This is a genomic window from Campylobacter concisus, assembly GCF_902460705.1.
Taxonomy (GTDB): domain Bacteria; phylum Campylobacterota; class Campylobacteria; order Campylobacterales; family Campylobacteraceae; genus Campylobacter_A; species Campylobacter_A concisus_Z.
The window spans coordinates 18,351-33,887 of record NZ_CABPUP010000004.1 but is presented as its reverse complement, the minus strand read 5'-3'; the positions used below and the strand labels follow the sequence as shown (position 1 = coordinate 33,887).

Below are 15,537 nucleotides of genomic sequence, written 5' to 3'. Positions count from 1 at the left end.
GCTAAATTTCTATATCTATCCCAACTGGGCAGTGATCACTGCCTGTGATCTCTGGCAAAATAAATGCGTCTTTTAGCCTATCTTTTAATCCTTGTGAGATGAAGAAATAATCAATCCTCCAGCCGACATTTTTTGCCCTTGCGTTAAAGCGGTAACTCCACCACGAGTAAGCGTCCGTAATATCGCCATTTATGGCTCTAAAAGTATCTATAAAGCCACTTTTTAGCACCTCATCTATCCACGCTCGCTCAATAGGCAAAAAGCCGGAAGTTTTGGCATTTGCTTTTGGATTTTTAAGGTCGATCTCACGGTGAGCGGTATTTACATCGCCACAAAATATCACCTCTTTGCCACTTTTTATAAGCTCTTTGCAGTAAGCTAGAAATTTCTCATAAAAATCCATTTTATAGGCTAGGCGCTCGTCATCCTTTTGGCCGTTTGGAAAATAGATATTAAAAAGCACGATATCATTAAATCTATGCTCCAAAACACGCCCCTCCGTGTCGTCAAAGAAGGCTGCCTTTTGTGTAGAAATGTCAAAATTTGCTAGGCTCATCACGCCAGAGTATCCGGCCCTCTCGCCTGAGTTTACACTGATATCTTTAAAGCCAAGGTTATAAATTTCCTTTGGCACGTCATCCTCTTTGACCTTGATCTCTTGAAGCGCTAAGAAATCAGGCTTTTGCTCCGTAAGCCATGCAAAACCATCTTTTGTTACAAGTGCTCTAAGGCCATTTACATTCCAGCTAATAAGTTTCAAATTTCATCCTTTTTTTAATTATAATTATGCCAAAAATCGCAAAAAAGGAAAATTATGAGAAACCGGCCAGAGTATAAATTTTTTAAAAATTTTGGCTACGCAAGAGAGGGTTTGGCTGAAATTTTTAAAAATGAAAAGAGCTTTCGAATAGAAATTTATATATTTTTGGTAACTACGATCTCGCTATTTTTTTGGAATTTTAGCCTTGTTTTTAATCTATTTTTGATCTTTAGCATGGCATTTGTGCTAATTTGCGAGTGCCTAAACTCAGGCTTAGAGCGAGTAACTGATCTTGCAAGCCCAGACTATCACGCCTTAGCAAAGGCGGCAAAAGATGCAGGAAGTGCGGCTGTGATGATTGCAAATTTCTTATGTGGCGCGCTTTGGTGCGTGGCAATAGGATATAAAATTTGGAGCTAGTATGAATGAAGAAATTTACAAGGCAATCATTGGCGAGAAAAAGGTAGAAATTATAAATTTGCTAGTTAAAAGCTGTGATGAAAATGGCTTTATTGTAGTAAAAATTTCAGAAATTTGTGAAAAGCTAGACGTGAGCAAACCAACCGTTATAAATACCTTTAAGCTACTTGAAGAGAAGAAAATTTTCGAGCGAGTGAAAAATGGAGTTTATAGATTTAAAAATTTATAGTGGCGAGCAAACGCCTGCCACATCTTTTTAACTGATACTCTCAGTAGCAATCATGCTAAATGTCAAGCGGTCAGTTATCGCTACTGGGCCTAGACGAATGGCTCATGAACGCCACCTACATTCTCGCCAGATGCATATAAATTTGGTATAGGCATAGCCGTTTGAGAGCTTATGACTTGGGCTTTTGTGTTGATATTTGGCCGCCTATTGTGTGGTGAACTTTTGGCGTGCCATGCTCTGCTTAAAATGGCGGATAGGCTATAAAAGTAAAAAATAATATAAATTTTAGCTATAAATTTTCTAAAAAATATTCACTACGACTTATTTAAATTTATAATTTCGTTGATAAATTTTATAGTATTTTAGATCTTAGCTTAAGAATGGAATTTAGTTAGGAGAACGGAGCAAAATTGCTCCGTAAATTATTTAACACCAACTATGATTTGAGTTGCTTTGATAATTGCAGTTACTTTATCTCCTGCTTTTAAAGCTAGACTACTAACTGACTCTCTTGTGATGGTAGCAGAAATTTTGCTGCCATTTACATCGATAATAACTTCAGCATTTACAGCTCCGTCTTTTATCTCGCATACAGTGCCTTTGATTTGGTTTGTAGCGCTAAGTTTGATGCTGTCATCTTTTGAAACGATAACGCTTGAAGCTTTGAATAAAAATATAGCTTTTTTACCAACTTTTAGATCAAGAGCTTTCTCACTATCAACTGTAACAGTAGCTTTTAAAACTTCGCCACCTGCGAGTTTACCAGCGATCAGCGAATTTACCACACCTGTTCTTACTTCAGAAATTTCAACATTTAATTGATTTCTTGCACTTATTGACATATTTTCTCCTTATTTTAATTTAAAAGATTTTGTAATTGTAAAGGAACATTTTTAATTAAAGCTTAAAACCAGTTAGTGGAATTTATTAATATCAAAAATATAAATTTAAAATACTCAAAATACCTAAAATAGGTATTTAAGATAATTATATAAAAAATTTTAATTTCTATTATTAACATAAAAATCTATAAAAATAATATTTAGTATTACTTATGACCACAGATATTTTATAAGTTTAAAAGATAGAAATAGAAATTTTGAAGAGCAGTTTAGATGCCAGCTTCAAGCATAGCTTCAGCTTGATAATGCGCAATAAGTGGTTCGATTATCTCGTCAAAAAGTCCTGCTGCCATGATCGCATCAAGACGGTAAAGTGTTAAATTTATACGGTGGTCACTTATGCGGTTTTGTGGGAAGTTATATGTTCTTATCCTACCAGAGCGGTCTCCAGTGCCAACCTGACTCTTGCGCTCGCTAGTCTCTTTTGCAAGCCTCTCTTGCTCTTGCATCTCATAAAGTCTAGCCTTTAGCACCTTCATCGCAGCTTCTTTGTTTTTGTGCTGACTCTTGCCATCTTGGTTTGTCACGACGAGACCTGTTGGTATGTGTGTGATCCTAACGGCACTATCGGTTGTATTTACCGACTGGCCACCGTGGCCTGAACTTCTCATAACATCGACTCTAATATCATTTGGATTGATCTCGATTTCACTATCTTCGACCTCTGGCATTATAGCCACAGTCACAGCCGAAGTATGCACCCTGCCTTGGCTCTCAGTCTCTGGTACACGCTGAACTCTATGTGTGCCACCTTCAAATTTTAGTCTTGAGTAAGCGCCTTTACCTTTTATGAGCACAATGATCTCTTTAAAACCACCAGTATTACCTTCACTTTGGCTAACGATCTCAAATTTATATCCGCGAAGCTCTGCGTATCTAATGTATGCGTTAAATAAGTCACCAGCAAATAGTGCTGCTTCATCGCCGCCAGTGCCTGCGCGAATCTCTAAAAATATATTTTTATCATCGTTTGGATCTTTTGGAAGAAGTAAAATTTTGATCTCTTCTTCAAGTTTCTCTCTGGAAATTTCTAAACTTTTTAGCTCTTCTTTTGCAAGTTCACCAAGCTCAGAGTCCTCAAGTAGGGCTTTATTCTCGTCGATGTCATTTAAAATTTGTAGATATTTTGTTGCGGCAGTTGCAACTGGCTCAATAGATGACTGCTCTTTTGAAAGCTTTGTCATCTTTTCAATATCGTTTGCTATATTTGGATCGCTAAGAAGCGTAGAAATTTCATTATAGCGATCCAAAAATGGATGAAGTTTATCAGCAAACATTAAAATTTATATAAATTAAGCAGCTTTTAGAGTGTTTACTAATTGAGCAAGGCGACTAACGCGGCGAGCAGCAGTTTGTTTCTTCAAAAAGCCTCTGCTTACAAAGCCGTGGATGCTTTTGTTAGCAACTTTTAAAGCTTCATTTGCAGCATTTAGATCTTTAGCTTCTACAGCTACACGCACTGCTTTTGTGATATTTTTAAGTCTAGTGCGGTAAAATCTGTTTCTCTCGGTTCTTTTTATAGTTTGTCTAGCTCTTTTTTCAGCAGATTTATGGTTTGCCATAATATACCTTTATTTGATAATTTTAGTCGGTGATTATATGAAAACTATAATAAATTTAACCTTAATTTAAGTCATCCTTAAAAGAAGTAAAATTTTAGCTTTCAAATTTGCTAATTTCTGATAAAATAATCCAATTTTATAATAAAAAGGATAAATTTATGAAACTATTTGGAACAGATGGTGTTCGTGGCAAGGCAGGCGAAAAGCTCTCAGCTCAAACATCTATGCGTCTTGCAATGGCAGCTGGAATTTATTTTAGAAAGACTTCGGCGACAAATGTGATTTTGGTTGGAAAAGATACTAGAAAAAGCGGTTATATGATAGAAACCGCCATAGTTGCAGGGCTAACTGCGGTTGGCTACAACGTCCTTCAAATAGGTCCTATGCCAACACCTGCGATCGCATTTTTAACAGAAAATATGCGCTGTGACGCTGGTATCATGATAAGCGCATCACACAACCCATACTACGATAACGGCATCAAATTTTTTGATAGCTTTGGTAACAAGCTTGATGAAAAAATAGAAGCTGAGATAGAGAAAATTTTCTATGACGACGAGCTCATCGCGAATGCCCAAAAGACAATGACGGAGATCGGAGCAAACAAGAGGATCGATGATGTTATCGGCAGATATATCGTGCAGATCAAAAATTCATTCCCAAAAGAGTTAAATTTAAAGAATTTACGAGTAGTTTTAGACGTGGCAAATGGAGCTGCTTACAAGGTCGCACCAACCGTATTTAGCGAGCTTGGAGCTGATGTCATCGTCATAAACGACGAACCAAATGGTAGCAACATTAACCAAAACTGTGGCGCGCTTCATCCAGAAGATCTAGCAAGCGAGGTAAAAAGGCTTCGTGCCGACATCGGCTTTGCATTTGACGGCGATGCTGATAGGCTTGTAGTAGTTGACGAAAACGGCGAAGTTGTGCATGGCGACGCGATACTTGGCTCACTAGCTGCATTTTTACACGAGCAAAAGGCTCTAAAAGGTGGAGCCATCGTAGCTACAGTGATGAGTAACGCTGCACTTGATGACTATCTAAAAGCTCATAAGATCAAGTTACTTCGCTCAAACGTAGGCGATAAATACGTGCTTGAGATGATGAAAGAAAATGGCATAAATTTTGGTGGCGAGCAAAGTGGTCACGTGATATTTAACGACTACGCCAAGACTGGTGACGGCCTTGTTACTTCGATGCAAGTTGTTGCGATGATGCTTAAAAAAGGTAAAAAAGCTAGCGAAATTTTTGGAGAGCTAAAGCCGTATCCGCAAATTTTGCTAAATTTAAAGATCACAGAGAAAAAGCCGCTTGATAAGATAGAGGGACTAAAAGAGCTTGAGGCTAGCCTTGCAAAAGAGGGAATAAGATCGCTCTTTAGATACTCTGGCACTGAAAATTTGATCAGACTTTTACTTGAGGGCAAAAATCAAACTTTAGTTGAAAAACGCATGGATGAAGTTGAGAAATTTTTCGTAAAAGCCCTAAATGCGTAAAAATTTAGTTAAATTTTTCATCGCGTTTTTTCTCATTTTTATCGTTGATCAAGCGATAAAGATGATATTTATAGATGGTTTTTCGCGGGAGGGTGAGTTTTTCTCGCTAGTTCTTACATATAATAAGGGCGTTGCATTTTCGATGTTTGCCTTTTTAGATGAGTGGCTGAAATTTATCCAGATCGCCCTTATCTTAGGCGTTTTTGTCTATCTAGTCGTTGAGAAAAAACTGCTTTGCTCACATGCCATTTGGCTTGGAGCTTTGCTAGGAGCTGGCAGCTCAAACATCACAGATAGATTTATCCATGGCGGCGTCGTGGATTACGTCTTTTGGCACAAGTGGTTTAACTTTGCGGTCTTTAACTTCGCTGATGTGATGATCGATCTTTGCGTCGTGATGATACTTTGGCAAAGTTTTAGAAAAAGGAGAGAGAGTGGGAAATAATATCTACGTCGCATACGTACTTTGGCTACTTACTGGCTGGCTTGGAGCGCATAGAATTTACCTTGGTAAATTTATCACTGGCTTTTTGATGATGGGGTTATTTTTTATCGGTTACTCTTTACAAATCATCCTCGTTGGTTATTTATTCTTGGCTATTTGGGGCATTTGGTGGATCATTGATGCATTTTTAGTTGGTGCTTATGTCGAGAAAAATTTACAAAAAGTCAAGCTAAAAGAGAGACTAAAACTAAAAGATAAAGAAGAGGACTTAAAAAGGCTTTACGAACTTTTTGAGAGTGGTGCGATCAGCAAGGCTGAATTTGAAGCTAGAAAAGAGATACTTTTTAGATAAGGAGACGTTATGGCAGAATATTATCTTTACTTAAAATACCTTCACTATTTGTTTTTCATCTCGTGGATGGCAGTGCTGTTTTATCAGCCAAGGCTCTACGTTTATCACATAGAAAACATGGACAAGCCAGAATTTGTAAAAGTGGTCGAAGTGATGGAGTACAAGATGTATCACTACATTGGTTGGGTCGCGCTCATTGGCTCATTTGTCACTGGCATATTGATACTTATCGCGATGCCTGATCTTATAAAAACTGGTCACATCCATGTCAAAATTTTAGTTGTCATCTTAATGGCTATCTATCACCTAGACCTTGGACGCTACATGAACCAGCTCAAAGAAAAACGCTGTAACAAAAGTGGCATCTTCTTTAGAGCTTACAACGAAGTGCCAACTATCGCGATGCTCATCATCATCTGGGTCATGATAGTAAATCCATTTTAAAGGAATTTGATGAAGAAATTTTTAGCATTTATCGCTTTGCCGGCACTCTTACTTGCAGCGACTCAGTATTTTGAGCCGATGCAGATAAAATTTGACAACAGACTCTACTCGCTAGCAGGCTCAGCCAAGCCTGTGCCAAATTTGTTCACGCAGGAGTATTTGCTCCCTGGCGAAAAGCTAGAGAGTTTTAGCTACATGCTCTCGCTAAATACGCTTAAATTTGACGCTACGCCAGAGCAAGCGGTTGAGCAAAAGATAAATGATCTAAAAGAGCTAAAAGCAAAAGGGCTAAAAGTGGCTTATAAAAAGGGCTCGCTGGCAAATGAAATTTATCTTGATATCACGATATTTTCAAACCTAAATGGTGTGCCAACAGCAGAGCACTCGATATATCGCTACACCAAGCAAAGCGGAAATTTAGTCCTTTTTACCATCCAGAGGCGTGCTTATAAAAAAGAAGGTATTCAAAGATTTGCTACAAATTTCACGATCGAGTCGCAAGATTTTAGCAAAAAAGCCCTAGCCACACCTTTTCCACAAATCATCAATAGATAGACAAATTTGAGTGTAAATTTAGCCTTTACACTCAAATTTTAAAACCAGACTTAATAAATTTATCTAAAAATAAAACGAATAGTTATATGATAGGAAAAACTCAAAAAGGATAGCCTATGATACATAAAATTCTTATCGCAAATCGTGGTGAGATCGCAGTTAGGATAGTCAGAGCTTGTAGGGATTTACACATCCAAAGCGTAGGAATTTACACAGCGCCAGACAGCGAGTGCTTGCATGTAAGGATCGCTGATGAGGCCTATCAAGTGGGCGAAGATCCGATCAAAGGCTATCTTGACGCCAAAGCTATCGTAAAGCTTGCTAAAGAGTGCGGAGCTGACGCGATACACCCAGGATATGGCTTTTTAAGCGAAAACTACGAATTTGCAAAGGCGGTTGAGGATGCTGGGCTTATATTTATCGGTCCAAAGGCTGAAGTGATCAGAAAAATGGGTGATAAAAATATCGCAAGATACCTAATGAAGAGAAACGGCATACCAATCGTTCCAGGCACAGAAAAGCTAAATGACGAGAGTATGGATGCCATAAAAGAGCACGCTAGACGCATCGGCTACCCAGTCATCTTAAAAGCAAGTGGTGGTGGTGGTGGCCGTGGTATCAGAGAAGTTTGGCAAGAAGAAGATATGCAAGATGCCTTTGAGTCGTGCACCAGAGAGGCAAAGACATACTTTAACAACGATGAAGTTTTTATGGAGAAGCTTGTCGTAAATCCTCGCCACATCGAGTTTCAAATTTTAGGCGATAACTACGGTAACATCATCCACCTTTGCGAACGTGACTGCTCTATCCAAAGGCGCCACCAAAAGATCATCGAGATCGCACCTTGCCCATCAATTAGTGAAAATTTAAGAAAGATAATGGGCGTAACCGCAGTGGCCGCTGCAAAGGCTGTGGGCTACTCAAACGTAGGAACGATCGAGTTTTTGCTAGATGACTACAACAACTTTTACTTCATGGAGATGAACACCCGTATCCAAGTGGAGCACGGCATCACTGAAGAGATCACAGGACATGACCTAGTCGTTAGGCAGATAAGGATCGCAGCTGGTGAAATTTTAGAGATCGAGCAAAGCGACATCAAGCCGCGCGGCTACGCGATAGAAGCAAGGATCACGGCTGAAAATGTCTGGGAGAATTTCATCCCAGCACCAGGCACTATCGAGGGCTACTACCCAGCTCTTGGCCCATCTGTGCGCGTCGATAGCCACGTCTATAAAGACTACACCATACCGCCATTTTATGACTCTTTGATCGCAAAGCTGATCGTAAAGGCGACTGATTATGACCTGGCGGTAAATAAGCTTGAAAGAGCACTTGAAGAATTTACCATCGAGGGCGTGCGAACGATCATCCCATTTTTGCTAACGATCAGCAAAAGCAAGGAGTTTAGGCGCGGATTCTTTGATACTAGCTACGTTGAGAAAAACTTAAAAACTATCCTTGAAAACACCTATGATGATATGAACAAAGAGCCAAACGACGACCTAGAAGAAGTCATCGTAGAGGCGATAAAAAGATATAAAAAGAAGAGATAAATTTATCTAATTTCGGCTTTGGCGACAAATTTCGCCAAAGCTAAATTTCCACGCAAACTGTATGCGTCTTGGCTTTATCATTTGCCATAGCGTAGAGCTTGCGACCGCTTACTAGTATGATCTGATCTGTGCTAAGTCTAAATTTCTCAAACTCTATCTCTTTTAATAGCAAGCCATCTCTAGCACTCATCAAAACTGGCTTATTTTGCGGTTTGCAAGCAAAATTTGGCCATCAACTAAAGCAAAATGCTCCACGTCACTGGTTTTAAACTTAAATATCACTTCGCCACTTTTTGCATCCACGGCGTAGAGATCTTCGCTCTTGCCAGCGGTACCAAAGTATAGCACTCCCTCGCACAGGCAAACTGGAGTGTAGAGATATGCGCCAAGCTTTAGCCGCCAGATGGTTTTACCTATCCTTGCGCCCTGCTCTTTAGACGGCACACTCGCGTTTAAATTTTCATCTTTTGCTTCATTATTGATCGCTGTGCCACCCAAAATTTCTTTGCACTCCATCATAAATGGCGAGCTCATGCGCACGCAAAAGCTTCAAGTTCGTATGTTTTAGCATCGTCATAAATCTCTTTTATAGGCTACGCAGCTTTACCAAGCCAATTCACCTCATCATTAATCCTTTATAACATCTCGCATTTGGTGGTTGCTAGTTTTCTTAGTTATCTCTGCCAGCTTTTTAAGATTTTAAGATAGAAGTCAAGAGATTTTTAACAATTTCTTTCAAAGTGCGGAACGTCAATAAAGTTTTTAAAATTACCGCCCCAACGATTAAGAGTATTCAAGCTCTCCCAATAATTGCCAATATCTTGTAATTCTAGCTTTGATTGTAACCAAACGTTATTTTTAAATATATGTAAATCTATCGCACATCTTTTTAGATGATTAGAATTCATAGTTTTACTTTTACCACTATTATAATAAATTTCTTGCTGGGCTTGTGTCCTTTCTAATTCGCCACCCCTTACAGAGTATCCATTAGAATGAAGATAAGCTAAAAGTTTCTCAACGTCTTTCATAAAAGCTTCTTGATGTTCGCCAAGTGTCATTTTAATCCCTTTCTATCCTTTTATCTAAGGCTTTGTCAATTTTTGAATATATCCAGTCAGTGCCACGCCAAGTTACAAAACCAGCAAGAGCAACCGAAACCCTAATATTGTTTAGAAAGAAAAAAAATATTTCATAGCTAATCCAACATAAAAACATAGAACTTAAAAAACTAAGCAAATAAGATAAAATTTTATATTTGATTTTAGAAAAATCTTTAGTTTCAAGATTTAAAATCGATGCTATAAATCCAACAAAAAGAACTAAAATTAAATAATTATCGCCCTTGTTTAAATTGTCCATTTACACAGCCTTTTAATAAATCTTCTATTCGTATGCAGTAAATAATTAAATCTTTTAAACTTTCTGGATTTAATGGATCAAAAACAGGCTTATCTGGAATTGTTACGTTACATTCTATAGGCATATAAGCTTCTTGAATAGCACCTTGTGAAGATTTTGCAGAACAGCCAACAAACAAAACAAGATAAGACAGCAAGAAAAAGAAAAATAGTTTATTTGGAATAATTGCCATTGCTAAACTCTAAAAGTAAAGTATCGTAAAATTTTAGCTTACTTAAGCAGTCGTCCGTTTTAGGTGTTTCGATAGTGCTAAAACGTTTTTGTAATTTTTGATTTAAAATATTATTTTCTTTAGATATTTTTTCGCTATCTATTTTTAATTGCTTAATTTTTAAATTTTGATTATCAATAATTAAAAAAGCGTTTTCAGTATTTTGTTTTTCAATTGCTAAATTAGTTTTTAATGTAATAGTTTCAGTGGTAAGATCTTTAATATCATCTTTTAATATAGAGATATAAAGAAGCAAAACAAGATAGATAAAAGCGTGGATAAATAGCCCCCTATTAAATAGGGAGCTTAAATTTAACATTGAAAACACTATTTTACTTTTCTAGCACTAATAACGTAAATTTCATCAAACTTAACGCCATTAAATTTTTTACCAGCTAAAGCGGTTTTGATCTGGTCTTCATCGATACTAGGCTTAGTATAAAAGCTAAAAGTAGTTTTATTGCCAGCCGTATTTTTACCAGTAATAGTATATTCAATAACGCTTGCTTCGCTTGAGTTACCTTGCTCATTAGCACGAGAAAGTATTACGTAAGTTCCTTCAAGAGCGTTATCGCAAAATGCTTTAGCTTCAGCACCACCGCACGGCAAAGCAAAGCCATAAGTTCTATTATTTATTGTATTTTTAACTAAACATTTAGACATCTCTTACTCCTTAAAGTCTATCAAATTTCAAAGTTACATAATCGCATTTAACAGCAGTATCATAATTTGCATCTAATTTGCCAGTGAAATCAGAAAGAAAATTTTGAAACATATAACTTTGTTTAACGTGTGGGATAGTTACCATAGTAGAAATTCTACCAGTCGTAGTCTTAGCACCAACGATCACATTTTTACGATTAAGTGGATCAGGTGTTGAAGCTAAAGCAGTGCCACCATCGCCAAAGACTGAATAACTTTCAACTTTGCCAGCTAAAAGCGGAAGTAAAGCATCTTCATCACTACCACTAGAAAAAGTAAGACTTTTTGCATAAAGTCCGTCTATTGTTTGTCTTAACATTTTTTTTATCCTTTCTTTTGTCATTCGACATTTTTAAATTTGCTTGTTTTTGTTAAAACGTTTTAAACAAGAGAATATTAAGCAAAAAAGAGAAAGTTAAATAATTAAGGTTAGATTAAGGACGCTTCAGCACGCTCAAAACGCTTTCGCGTTTTTCGTCCGCGTAGTGTTTGCGTGGCGATAGCTAGCAAAAAGACATAATTATAAGTTTTAAGATATTCGAGCAATCGCAGAAACTATCGCCACAACGCAAACAAAAAAACAACTAAAAAAGATAAAAAGATCGAGAAAGAAAAAAGATAATAAAAAGAGAATAAACTAAAAGGGGAGAAAAGAAAACACGGCACACACCGCAGAGCGGTGGGGCGCCGTGTTTGGGAGGGGGGACAATATCTATCAAGAAGAACACAGAAAAAAAATTTAAAATTTTATCAAAGAACAAGTGATACGTGAAACTTTATTATAGCGGATAGTTTTGAGTAAATTTTTATTTGATCCATAAAATTTAACTTCTAAAGAGCCTTTAGAGTGTAAAAATGCTTTCAACTCATCATAATTACAAAATTTATAATTTAAAACGTTTTCAGCTTCAGCCAATTTTTTATCATCATAAAGAGAATAATCGACATAACAAATAGACCCCTTAAGATAAGAACGACCAGAAGCCATAACAACATAAGGATAATTTTTACAAATAAATTCAGATGCTTCAACATCTGACATATTAATAAAAGACTCTTTTAAATTATCAAAATAATTAGATCCGAAAGAAATATTAAAAAACAAACAAAAAGCAACAATTTTTCTAATCATAAGCAACTCCTTTTTATGTAAAGAAATAATTATAAAGACAAATTATTAAATTTTTACTTATCCATAAAGAGTGAACAAGAAACACCCTTTACAGCAAGTCCGCCTACTTCTAAATGTGTTTTAATTAAAGCAGATATTTCAGCTTCGTTTTTAGTCTTTTTTACGTTATGAATTAAAATTTGCTTGCACATACGATTTTTATTAGATACAAAAGCTTTAAATTGCTTATTGTAATTGAAGTCATCAGACGGAAAATTAGTTTTTTGAGTTTCAAACTCGACTTTATAAATATACTTAATTTCAGCAGTAGAAACAGCATCTAAAAAAGCAATTAGATCGGAAACACTTTTGGCTTCAAGTGTTGAAGTGATAACCCTATTGCCTTGCTGTTGTGTAATTTTGTAGATAGGCATAATACTCCTTTTTTGAAAATCGATAAACTGATAAATAGCGGTGTTGTAAATTAAAGTTAGTTACATCGCTATAAAATTGAGAATAAAAAGAAGAGAGAGAATTTTCAAATACATTAATAAAATCAGAAAATTCATAAACAAAAGATTTATTAACAAAACTAGAAAAAAGAGAAAAAAGATTAAAAGCTTCAGTATGAATACCAGTATAGTCACAATCCAAAAGACCAAGATGAAGATCACTTCTAAAAAAAGGGCTAGAAGATGAATAACAAGAAAAATCAGAAAAAGATAGACGGCTGGTATATTTTGCATAATTAAAAGATGCAGGAATACAAAAATAAAAGTAATCAGATCGATCACTAAAAGAAAAGAATAAATTACTATCAAAATAAGAAGAAATTTCAGAAGAGCTAGGCAAATCCATAATATTGATCTTGCCAGATGGAGTTAAAAAATCAGTGCCTACCCTATATTCATAATCATCAGCATCATCGCTATTATAATGCATATGTAAAGGGACATTAGCCTTTTTAATGCTAGAATTAGTATAAGCAGAAAAATAAAAGCCAAGACCAAAAAGAGAAGAAATACGCTTATCACGAATACAACTATTACCAAAAAAACCGCAATCAAAAAGCGCATCTTTCTTATCATATTCTTCATCAATACTAGCATTTAAATTTTCAGTACTAGAACGAAAAAATAATACTCTCTCAATATAAAAAGTAAAATCTTTTTTCTTATTACAGCAACCACACAGCAAAGAAACCATTATTCTTTACCTACAAGATCGTGGCAAAGAATTTTTAAAAGACGATTTGTTTCATCCAAAGATGCTAAACCGCTTTTATCATCTTTTTTATCTTTTAATTTGTCAGTTAATATTTTTTCAATACGAGCAAGACAAGCACCAATACTATCAAACTTTTTCATTTCTTCTTCAAAAGCTTTTTCACAATCAAGAGCCATGCTTTTTATCCTTTCCATTAAAATATCCTAGTCCATTCATCATAGTAATAAACATTTCACTAAGCCCCAAAACGTTACCAGCATCATCAGTAACAAACATAAAATCAGCAACGTGATTTAAAGCGTCAATATCAATCTTATCACTTCCAGTTATACGCCTAAGAATTTCTTTATCTTGCGGAGTAAAGCGAGAACTAAAAAGCTTAAAAAGTAGTGTTTGATTTATATTATCAACCTTTGCTTTTGCATAATTAAATTCTTGATTTTTAGTTTCTAAAATATGCTGACGTTGATTAATAACGGTATTGACATTTTGGAGAGCTGAACTATTAGAATTATTAGTATTGATAATTTGATTACCACACTCCACAAAAACTTTGGCAACACCAATACGATCAGAAAAATTACCAGTTAAAAAACCAAGCATTCTATTAAGCTTAACGCCTTTTATATTACTAAGCTTATTTTTGGCATATCTACCTAAAGGAGAGAGTAAAGCTACAACACCAGCATAAACAATACTCATAATTTTATTTACAACACTTTCTTGAAGTTGAATATACTTTACTAAAGCCGCGCTAAACATAATAGTAACACCACTATTTATTGCATCCTTTAAAATTCCATCATCCATACCACTATTTTTTAATTTAGATAAAACTTGATCGTAAGCAACGCTATAGGTTAAATCTTCAAACATTTCATCAATGCCAAGCTTTAAAATTCTTCCAGCTTCAGAACGTTTATCAGCCATTATTTTAAATCCTTAAGTAGAGTTTTACTAGGCAATTCAGTATCAAACAAATCTTTAAAATTTGGGATAGGTATATCAAATAAATTTAAAGCATCGCTATCTAATTCAAAACTATTTTCATCAGTTAAAACACGAGCCTGAACAGCTTGACGAGATAAAGCAATATCACGTGGCGAAGCGTTAGCAATAGTATTGCCGTCGAGATCCTTTACAGCAGTCGAAGTCTTATCAAAATCAGCTTTTTCTTTATAAATTTCAAGCGTTTTAGTTGAATTATCACTAAGTATTTTTTGATTATCGACATAAGAACTAGGTAAAGTAATTTCAACTGGCTTATTAATAGCCAAAGAAGCGTTTAAATTATTATCGACAGCAACACTGGCTTTAAGCTTAACACCAGCCAAACCATCTTTCATAGCTTGCGAATACTCTTTTGAATTAACAACAAGCTTTTCTAAATTTTGATTATATACTTTTTGATTTTCGCCAATAGTTGAGATATATTTAGAAATTTCACTATTAATTTTTTCTTGAGATTTTAACACTTCTTTAAAATCTACACCAGTAGAAACAGCGGAATTACTGCCAGTATTTGACGAAGCATTATCGTATATACGATCGCCAGTATAAGGATTATAAAGCGTCTTAGTAGTAGGATCAACCCAATACCCAGTTTTTCTATCAAATGTAACACGCCCTTGAATTTCTGGAGATTGATTATATAAATTGTCTTTTTTAACGCTAGCTTGTTTATCAAAAGCATTATTTTTCACAGCACCTAAAACAGCTAAATTTAAAGACATAAGCTTTAATATATGATTTTGCTGATCTAAAACACCAAGTAAAGTTAAGGGGACACTACTAGGCTTATCGTTATCAGATGGCTTAGGTAAATTATCTTCTTTAGGCTTTTCTTTTTCTTTTTGTGCGTCTATTGCTTTAGCTTCACGTTGTTTAGCATAATATTCACTAAGCTCTTTTATATTTTTATCAACATCAACACTTTCTTTTTTATCAAAAAAACTATTATAAACATTTTTTAAGCCCCAAATACCAAGAGCAGTTATATCAGTAACAGAGTTATCTTTTAAATCAAAATTAGCACCAGCACCAATAGCACCAGCAACCCCACCAGCTTTTAAAGCGCTATTAACTTGACTAACTTTACTAATAGCTTGAGTAATACCAGAATACATTATTTAAAATCCCT

The 15,537-nt window shown here is 35.6% G+C and carries 26 protein-coding genes and 1 pseudogene; 8 read left to right on the top strand and 19 right to left on the bottom strand.

The window, feature by feature from the left end; all coding sequences use genetic code 11:
* Nucleotide 1: 1 nt before the first annotated feature.
* The gene (locus tag F3G75_RS06445; RefSeq protein ID WP_107858409.1) at nt 2–760 is read right to left on the bottom strand and encodes an exodeoxyribonuclease III; all 759 of its coding nucleotides are present in this window, start codon (nt 758–760) and stop codon (nt 2–4) included.
* Nucleotides 761–814: 54 nt separating this feature from the next.
* On the opposite strand from F3G75_RS06445, the gene F3G75_RS06440 reads away from it, so the two are divergent.
* Nucleotides 815–1,180, top strand: a complete 366-nt coding sequence (locus tag F3G75_RS06440) for a diacylglycerol kinase (protein WP_149716985.1) — start codon at nt 815–817, stop codon at nt 1,178–1,180.
* 1 nt (nt 1,181) lies between these two features.
* Nucleotides 1,182–1,409, top strand: coding sequence for a replication/maintenance protein RepL (locus tag F3G75_RS06435; RefSeq protein WP_072594035.1), 228 nt, complete (start codon nt 1,182–1,184; stop codon nt 1,407–1,409).
* 27 nt (nt 1,410–1,436) lie between these two features.
* Here the strand turns inward: F3G75_RS06435 and F3G75_RS09465 are convergent.
* The 4 genes and pseudogenes from F3G75_RS09465 to rpsT form a co-directional block, all read right to left on the bottom strand.
* A pseudogene (locus F3G75_RS09465) lies at nt 1,437–1,671 on the bottom strand (FAD-binding protein); the annotation flags it as partial.
* A 160-nt stretch (nt 1,672–1,831) separates the two neighbouring features.
* Nucleotides 1,832–2,251, bottom strand: coding sequence for a TOBE domain-containing protein (locus tag F3G75_RS06425; RefSeq protein ID WP_149716984.1), 420 nt, complete (start codon nt 2,249–2,251; stop codon nt 1,832–1,834).
* Nucleotides 2,252–2,520: 269 nt separating this feature from the next.
* Nucleotides 2,521–3,588: a peptide chain release factor 1 gene (gene prfA / locus F3G75_RS06420; protein WP_149716983.1), complete on the bottom strand. Its 1,068-nt coding sequence runs from the start codon at nt 3,586–3,588 to the stop codon at nt 2,521–2,523.
* A gap of 15 nt (nt 3,589–3,603) precedes the next feature.
* On the bottom strand, nt 3,604–3,873 hold the full coding sequence (gene rpsT / locus F3G75_RS06415; RefSeq protein WP_149716982.1) for a 30S ribosomal protein S20: 270 nt from the start codon (nt 3,871–3,873) through the stop codon (nt 3,604–3,606).
* A gap of 158 nt (nt 3,874–4,031) precedes the next feature.
* Between rpsT and glmM the strand changes: the two genes are divergently transcribed.
* The 6 genes from glmM (at nt 4,032) to F3G75_RS06385 (ending at nt 8,724) form a co-directional block, all read left to right on the top strand.
* Complete coding sequence (glmM, locus tag F3G75_RS06410; RefSeq protein ID WP_087578184.1) at nt 4,032–5,372, top strand: phosphoglucosamine mutase; 1,341 nt, start codon at nt 4,032–4,034, stop codon at nt 5,370–5,372.
* Complete coding sequence (gene lspA / locus F3G75_RS06405) at nt 5,365–5,817, top strand: signal peptidase II (RefSeq protein WP_149716981.1); 453 nt, start codon at nt 5,365–5,367, stop codon at nt 5,815–5,817. Before glmM ends, lspA begins: the two co-directional genes overlap by 8 nt.
* Nucleotides 5,807–6,169 (top strand): NINE protein, encoded by a 363-nt coding sequence (locus tag F3G75_RS06400; RefSeq protein WP_149716980.1) that lies wholly within the window; start codon nt 5,807–5,809, stop codon nt 6,167–6,169. Before lspA ends, F3G75_RS06400 begins: the two co-directional genes overlap by 11 nt.
* Before the next feature lie 9 nt (nt 6,170–6,178).
* Entirely contained in the window at nt 6,179–6,613 is a 435-nt protein-coding gene (locus F3G75_RS06395; protein ID WP_149716979.1) for a HemJ family protein, read from the top strand.
* A 9-nt stretch (nt 6,614–6,622) separates the two neighbouring features.
* A complete protein-coding gene (locus F3G75_RS06390) occupies nt 6,623–7,168 on the top strand; it encodes an HI_0983 family protein (protein WP_149716978.1) in 546 nt (181 codons plus the stop codon).
* A gap of 116 nt (nt 7,169–7,284) precedes the next feature.
* Entirely contained in the window at nt 7,285–8,724 is a 1,440-nt protein-coding gene (locus F3G75_RS06385; RefSeq protein ID WP_054195976.1) for an acetyl-CoA carboxylase subunit A, read from the top strand.
* 40 nt (nt 8,725–8,764) lie between these two features.
* On the opposite strand, the gene F3G75_RS09460 is transcribed toward F3G75_RS06385, so the two are convergent.
* The 14 genes from F3G75_RS09460 to F3G75_RS06320 form a co-directional block, all read right to left on the bottom strand.
* Complete coding sequence (locus F3G75_RS09460; protein WP_223154406.1) at nt 8,765–8,914, bottom strand: hypothetical protein; 150 nt, start codon at nt 8,912–8,914, stop codon at nt 8,765–8,767.
* Nucleotides 8,914–9,258 (bottom strand): PQQ-binding-like beta-propeller repeat protein, encoded by a 345-nt coding sequence (locus tag F3G75_RS09455; RefSeq protein ID WP_223154405.1) that lies wholly within the window; start codon nt 9,256–9,258, stop codon nt 8,914–8,916. The genes F3G75_RS09460 and F3G75_RS09455 overlap by 1 nt, the downstream gene beginning before the upstream one ends.
* Nucleotides 9,259–9,446: 188 nt before the next feature.
* Nucleotides 9,447–9,785 (bottom strand): M15 family metallopeptidase, encoded by a 339-nt coding sequence (locus F3G75_RS06375; protein WP_149716977.1) that lies wholly within the window; start codon nt 9,783–9,785, stop codon nt 9,447–9,449.
* 1 nt (nt 9,786) lies between these two features.
* Entirely contained in the window at nt 9,787–10,086 is a 300-nt protein-coding gene (locus F3G75_RS06370) for a hypothetical protein (RefSeq protein ID WP_149716976.1), read from the bottom strand.
* Complete coding sequence (locus F3G75_RS06365; protein WP_149716975.1) at nt 10,061–10,318, bottom strand: hypothetical protein; 258 nt, start codon at nt 10,316–10,318, stop codon at nt 10,061–10,063. The genes F3G75_RS06370 and F3G75_RS06365 overlap by 26 nt, the downstream gene beginning before the upstream one ends.
* A complete protein-coding gene (locus F3G75_RS06360; protein ID WP_223154445.1) occupies nt 10,299–10,676 on the bottom strand; it encodes a hypothetical protein in 378 nt (125 codons plus the stop codon). The genes F3G75_RS06365 and F3G75_RS06360 overlap by 20 nt, the downstream gene beginning before the upstream one ends.
* Nucleotides 10,677–10,684: 8 nt before the next feature.
* A complete protein-coding gene (locus F3G75_RS06355; protein ID WP_103588406.1) occupies nt 10,685–11,020 on the bottom strand; it encodes a hypothetical protein in 336 nt (111 codons plus the stop codon).
* A gap of 10 nt (nt 11,021–11,030) precedes the next feature.
* Nucleotides 11,031–11,378, bottom strand: coding sequence for a hypothetical protein (locus F3G75_RS06350; RefSeq protein ID WP_107697869.1), 348 nt, complete (start codon nt 11,376–11,378; stop codon nt 11,031–11,033).
* A 420-nt stretch (nt 11,379–11,798) separates the two neighbouring features.
* A complete protein-coding gene (locus F3G75_RS06345; protein WP_149716973.1) occupies nt 11,799–12,191 on the bottom strand; it encodes a hypothetical protein in 393 nt (130 codons plus the stop codon).
* Between the two features lie 53 nt (nt 12,192–12,244).
* Nucleotides 12,245–12,604 carry a hypothetical protein gene (locus tag F3G75_RS06340; RefSeq protein WP_072594639.1) on the bottom strand — a complete coding sequence of 120 codons (360 nt, stop codon included), beginning with the start codon at nt 12,602–12,604 and terminating at the stop codon, nt 12,245–12,247.
* Nucleotides 12,567–13,376, bottom strand: coding sequence for a hypothetical protein (locus tag F3G75_RS06335; RefSeq protein WP_107785740.1), 810 nt, complete (start codon nt 13,374–13,376; stop codon nt 12,567–12,569). The genes F3G75_RS06340 and F3G75_RS06335 overlap by 38 nt, the downstream gene beginning before the upstream one ends.
* Nucleotides 13,376–13,573, bottom strand: a complete 198-nt coding sequence (locus F3G75_RS06330) for a hypothetical protein (RefSeq protein ID WP_103577382.1) — start codon at nt 13,571–13,573, stop codon at nt 13,376–13,378. The genes F3G75_RS06335 and F3G75_RS06330 overlap by 1 nt, the downstream gene beginning before the upstream one ends.
* Entirely contained in the window at nt 13,563–14,327 is a 765-nt protein-coding gene (locus F3G75_RS06325; protein ID WP_072594636.1) for a hypothetical protein, read from the bottom strand. Before F3G75_RS06325 ends, F3G75_RS06330 begins: the two co-directional genes overlap by 11 nt.
* Nucleotides 14,327–15,523 (bottom strand): hypothetical protein, encoded by a 1,197-nt coding sequence (locus F3G75_RS06320; RefSeq protein WP_149716972.1) that lies wholly within the window; start codon nt 15,521–15,523, stop codon nt 14,327–14,329. The genes F3G75_RS06325 and F3G75_RS06320 overlap by 1 nt, the downstream gene beginning before the upstream one ends.
* Between the last annotated feature and the right edge of the window lie 14 nt (nt 15,524–15,537).